Raw genomic sequence first — 5,491 nt, 5'->3', positions numbered from 1 at the left:
ACTCAGGCGGCCGCCTTGAGCGACGCCTTTTGCGCGGCAAAGGCCCAGTCGAGCCACGGCAGCAGCGCTTCGAGGGAAGTGGTCTCGACCGTCGCCCCGCACCAGATGCGCAGGCCGGGCGGCGCATCGCGATAGGCGCCGATGTCGTAGGCGACGCCTTCCTTGTCGAGCGTCGAGACGATGCCCTTGGCGAACGCCGCCTGTCCGTCGGCATCGAGCGCTGAGACATCCGGGTCGGTGAAGGAAAGGCAGACGGACGTGTTCGACCGCGTCGCCGGGTCGGTGGCCAGATGGCCGAGCCATGAGGATTTGCGGACAAAGCCGTCGAGAACGGCGGCATTGGCGTCGGCGCGGGCAATCAATGCATCGAGGCCGCCGATCGACTTCGCCCAACGCAGCGCGTCAAGATAGTCCTCGACGCACAGCATCGACGGCGTGTTGATGGTCTCGCCCTTGAAGATACCTTCGATGAGCTTGCCGCCCGAGGTCAGGCGAAAGATTTTCGGCAGCGGCCAGGCCGGCTTGTAGCTTTCCAGCCGCTCGACGGCGCGCGGGCTGAGGATCAGCATGCCATGTGCGCCCTCGCCGCCCAGCACCTTCTGCCACGAGAAGGTGACGACATCGAGCTTCCGGAAATCGAGCCTTTGCGCAAAGGCCGCCGAAGTGGCGTCGCAGATGGTCAGGCCGCGGCGAGCGGCCGGGATGAAATCGCCGCTCGGCACACGCACGCCTGACGTCGTGCCGTTCCAGGTGAAGACCACGTCGCGGTCGAAGTCGATTTTTGCCAGATCTGGCAGCGCGCCGTAACCGGCTTCGATCCTGCGCACGTCGTCGAGCTTCAGCTGCTTGACCACATCGGTGACCCAGCCGGAACCGAAACTCTCCCAGGCGACCATGTCGACGCCGCGTTCGCCGAGCAGCGACCACAGCGCCATCTCGACCGCGCCGGTGTCCGATGCCGGCACGATGCCGATGCGATAGTCTGCCGGAACCTGGAGTATCTCCCGCGTCAGCTCGATCGCCTGTTCGAGCTTGGTCTTGCCGACCTTGGCGCGGTGCGAACGTCCGAGCGCGGCATTGGTCAGCGCCTCGACCGACCAGCCGGGGCGTTTTGCACAGGGACCTGAAGAAAAATTGGGATTTGCCGGACGGAGTCCGGGCTTCGTATGCGTCGTCATCGTGGTCTATCCTTCCAGATAGTGGCCCCTCGTTGGGGAGGGGTGGCCCACGGACGGCGATATGCGTTCAGGCGTCAAGCGTCAAGGGGAAAGTTTTTGTCGCTGGCAGGATACTGGTCATCTGTGGTGAGAATGTCATGGCCTAAAAACACGAACGGCGAACCCGAAGATCCGCCGTCTTGATTGTCGCCTGCGCGGCTCCTACCAGAGGTCGTAACGCAACCCGATCTTGACCTGATGATTGCTGATCCCTTTGCGGATCGGATACGAATCCAGATCCTCTGCGGTGGCATACTCGGCGTCGGGCGCGGAAAAATACTGATAGCCCAGATCGACGGAGACATTCTTGGACACTTGATAGGCAAGGCCCGCATTCAGCGTATAGGCAAGGGAATACTGGGTCTTGTTGGCCTGCAGAACGAAATCGTCGGCGGGGTCATCGTTGTCGGTGAAATAGCTCGCCGAAAGCTTGCGCTTGCTCTGGACAACGCCGATACCCGCGCCGAGATAGGGCGTGATCCCGACATAGGTGCCAAGATCGACATAGCCATTGAGCATGCCCGAGAAGGCGTAGTTCTCCAGTGATGCTGATGCCACGGTCGCCGGCGTCGGCGGCGTCACGATCGCTGAATCGTCATAGCCGACGCTGATCTTGTTGCCGGGCAGATAGCCGAGATTGAGGTCGGCACGCAGATAGTCGTTGAAATGGTAGCCGAAGCCGATGCTGGCAAAGATCGGATCTTCTTTGTCGCTGAAGCTGGCCGGCGTGAAGGCGAAATCCTCATTTTCGAAGCTCTCTTCCGGTAAATAAGCGACATCGCCGCGCAGATACCATCCCGAACCGACTTCGACCGGCACGTAGTCCGGCGCTTGGTCGACATAGATCGGCGGATCGTAGTCGGCGCCGAGTGCCTGCGACAGCGGCGTCAGGGCGATTGCTGCAAGCGCCAGCGCTATGCGCGATTTGACTGTCATGGTCCGCGGCTCCCGAAGGTGGCGCCAATCGCAATTGCGAGCGCCGTTTCAGGAAGCATTGTTAACCATAGTGGTTAAGTGGCGGTTAAGGATAACAGGGCGTTAGCGAATTGATTTTGATTGGCTTTCGGCCGGCATCGGCACAACGAAAACCGCCCGATTTTCACCGGGCGGCTTGCAAATCTTTTTAGCTTTCGAGGCGTCTATTTGGTGTAGATCGGTTCCGGTTCATAGGCGATCGGCTCCGGCTGGGCGCAGTCCGAGTTGCCGAACTGGTAGCGCAAGCCGCCGCGCACCTCGTGCACATTGATGCCCTTGTCATGGCCAGGACCGACGCCGCTGGCGAAGTTGAACATCTTACCGCCCTCGATATGGCTGTAGCGGTAACCGACATCCAGTTTGACCCGATCGGTCAAGCAGTAGGATGCGCCAGCCATGGCTGCATAGGCAAAACGCCAGCCCTTGCCGCCGGCATGCTCAAACGAACCGTCCTCAATGGTGTTGTGGAGCTCATCCCACTTGACCCAGGCACCGCCGATGCCGGCGCCGACATAGGGCGTGATGCCGTGCCATGTGCCGATATCAACATAGGCGTTGGCGAGCAGCAGCAGCGCTGTATAGGACGAGGTGTCGACGGAAGTGCAGGGATCTCCATCTTCGCAGATACCGCTGGTCGAGCCGCGGAATTTGGATTTGCTCATCCAGTCGGCGGTGAGATCGGTGCGGAAATGCTGGTTGATTTGGTAACCTACGCCGGCGCCGGCCGAGAAGGCGCTCTCCAGCTTGCCGCTGTCGAAGCGACCAGTACCGGGTGTGTCACCGTAGGTGATGTAGTCGGCGCCGCGAAACTTCGACCAATGATAGTCGATGTCGCCGCGAATGTACCAGCCGCCATATTCGGCCGGCTGCTCGTAGACGGCCGGCGGCGGGGCCGGCTCGATCACGGGCGGCTCGACGAAGTCGGCGGCGAATACTGGTCCGGCTACGCCCGCGAACAGCGCGGCAAATAGAGCCATCCTTGCTGTATTGAACATGCTTGTCACCCCTGAGAACCCTCGGCACAGCGAACGCGTCCGAATGTGATTGGTTTCAGTCGTGGATAATGAATTGGAAAAGTTAAAAGGCGTTTAACTGTATCGCTTAACCATGAATCTCTAGAATTCGAGAAACTCGCGACCATAAATCAACGAAAAAGCCCGCCGGAAGGCGGGCTTTCAGACTGGCAAAAGCTGCAGGATCAGGCGGCGCTGCGCGTTTCTGAAATGATCTCGACGATGTCGTTGACAACGGCCTCGACCAGCTGCTGGTCGTCGCCTTCCGCCATGACGCGGATGAGCGGCTCCGTCCCGGATGGCCGGATGACCAGGCGTCCGGCCTTGCCCAGGCGATGGCGTGCATCTTCGATCGCCGCCTTGACCGGGGCTTCCTCGAGCGGCTTGCCGCCGGAAATATGGACGTTCTTCAAAAGCTGCGGCACCGGCTCGAATTTCTTCGACAGTTCGCTGACCGGCCGGTTCTGCCGCTTGATGCAGGCGAGCACCTGCAGTGCCGAGACGAGGCCGTCACCGGTGGTGGAAAAATCGGACAGCACGATGTGGCCCGACTGTTCGCCGCCGACATTCAGGCCGTGCGCACGCATGTGCTCGACGACATAGCGGTCGCCGACCTTGGTGCGGTGCAACTGCAGGTTCATGTCGCCGAGGAAGCGTTCGAGGCCGAGATTGGACATCACCGTCGAGACGACGCCGCCGCCGGCCAGCCGGCCGCTCTGATGCCAGGACTCGGCGATCAGCGCCATGATCTGGTCGCCATCGACGATCGCGCCATTCTCGTCGACGATGACGACGCGGTCGGCGTCGCCGTCGAGCGCGATGCCGATATCGGCGCGCACTTCGTGCACCTTCTTCTGCAGGCCGGCCGGGTGCGTCGAGCCGCACTCCTTGTTGATGTTGAAGCCATTAGGCTCGACATTGATGGCGACGACCTCGGCGCCGAGTTCCCACAGCGCCTCGGGCGCCACCTTGTAGGCAGCGCCATTGGCGCAATCGACGACGATGCGGAGCCCCGAAAGCGACATCGATCGCGGCAGCGTGCGTTTGGCGAATTCGATATAGCGGTCATGGACGCCGTCGACGCGCTTGGCGCGGCCGAGCCCGTCCGAATCGGCGAGCGCCAGCTCGATATCCTTGTCGAGCATCCCCTCGATGCGCTCCTCGATCTCGTCGGAGAGCTTATAGCCATCTGGGCCGAACAGCTTGATGCCGTTGTCATAGTAAGGATTGTGCGAGGCCGAGATCATCACGCCGATGTCGGCGCGCAACGAGCGCACCAGCATGGCGACCGCCGGCGTCGGAATCGGGCCAAGCAGGAACACGTCCATGCCGGCGGCGCAGAGGCCCGATACCATCGCATTCTCGATCATGTAGCCGGAAAGTCTGGTGTCCTTGCCGAGCACCACGCGGTGGCGATGGTTGCCGCGCTGGAACGAAAGGCCGGCGGCCATGCCGACCCTCATGGCGATCTCCGCCGTCATTGGAAACCTGTTGGCGCGCCCGCGAATGCCGTCCGTACCGAAGTAACTTCCTGCCATACTAGTCAGCTTCCCGATGGTTCTTTCCCGGCACGTCATGCCACAAATTGGCCCGAGCCCTATCATCACAATGCATGATTATACGTCACCAATCCTTAGAAAATTGTTGTTTTGTGTGTTTTGTGTCACGCCAGTGTATTGACTTTCAAGTTTCCTGCTCTGGTTGCGACAGCAGCGTTCACGAACTTCAACTCAAAACCGCATGCGGATTCTTGGTGTGCCAGTATGGCTTTGAATTCGGAATCCGCGCGCCGTTCTGCTCCAGGCCGAGGTGAATTCAGGTCCGCCGCATCAGCCGGTTCGACTGGCTGTCATGCGCGGCAGTCTCCTGACTGTGAACCGCTATATACGCGCTCCCCGTGCAAATGCACCCGGAAAAACTTGGCTGCGAGGCAGCGCCCGGCAACGATTTCATCACCTTATTGGAAAGAATGCACTTTCCGGCACTCTTTACGCTACTTAGCATCTGGCGCAACCAGTCGTTGAGCGCTATTGCTTTTCTGGGACATATCATGAACCGCTGTAGGGAGAAAACGCATGCTCATCCATCGACTTGCCACCTTGACGGGTCTTACCGTCGCGACCTTATTCCTGGCGGCGCCTGCCAATGCGCTGACCATGGCCGAGTGCAGCACCAAGTATAACGCGGCCAAGGACGCCGGAACACTTGGCGGACAGAACTGGAACCAGTTCCGAAAGGCCGAATGCGGCACCGACGACAGCGCCACGGCAGAACCCGCCAAGTCGA

4 protein-coding genes and 1 pseudogene are annotated in these 5,491 nt (G+C 60.6%); 1 reads left to right on the top strand and 4 read right to left on the bottom strand.

Annotation, left to right across the window (positions count from 1 at the left end; all coding sequences use genetic code 11):
- Positions 1–2: 2 nt before the first annotated feature.
- From E5W87_RS27940 to glmM, 4 genes are all read right to left on the bottom strand, one after another.
- The gene (locus E5W87_RS27940) at positions 3–1,178 is read right to left on the bottom strand and encodes a phosphoserine transaminase (RefSeq protein WP_292404899.1); all 1,176 of its coding nucleotides are present in this window, start codon (positions 1,176–1,178) and stop codon (positions 3–5) included.
- Between the two features lie 201 nt (positions 1,179–1,379).
- Positions 1,380–2,153 carry an outer membrane protein gene (locus E5W87_RS27935; protein WP_292404898.1) on the bottom strand — a complete coding sequence of 258 codons (774 nt, stop codon included), beginning with the start codon at positions 2,151–2,153 and terminating at the stop codon, positions 1,380–1,382.
- A gap of 203 nt (positions 2,154–2,356) precedes the next feature.
- Positions 2,357–3,187: an outer membrane protein gene (locus tag E5W87_RS27930; RefSeq protein ID WP_292404897.1), complete on the bottom strand. Its 831-nt coding sequence runs from the start codon at positions 3,185–3,187 to the stop codon at positions 2,357–2,359.
- Between the two features lie 203 nt (positions 3,188–3,390).
- Positions 3,391–4,743 (bottom strand): phosphoglucosamine mutase, encoded by a 1,353-nt coding sequence (gene glmM / locus E5W87_RS27925; RefSeq protein ID WP_128286521.1) that lies wholly within the window; start codon positions 4,741–4,743, stop codon positions 3,391–3,393.
- A 537-nt stretch (positions 4,744–5,280) separates the two neighbouring features.
- Here glmM and E5W87_RS27920 point away from each other — a divergent pair.
- Positions 5,281–5,491 (top strand): annotated as a pseudogene (locus E5W87_RS27920) (hypothetical protein); the annotation flags it as partial.

Origin of the sequence: Mesorhizobium sp., from assembly GCF_004962925.1 — a bacterium.
GTDB lineage: Bacteria > Pseudomonadota > Alphaproteobacteria > Rhizobiales > Rhizobiaceae > Mesorhizobium.
The sequence above is the reverse complement of the archived record's forward strand: the minus strand, read 5'-3'. Positions and strand labels throughout refer to the sequence as shown.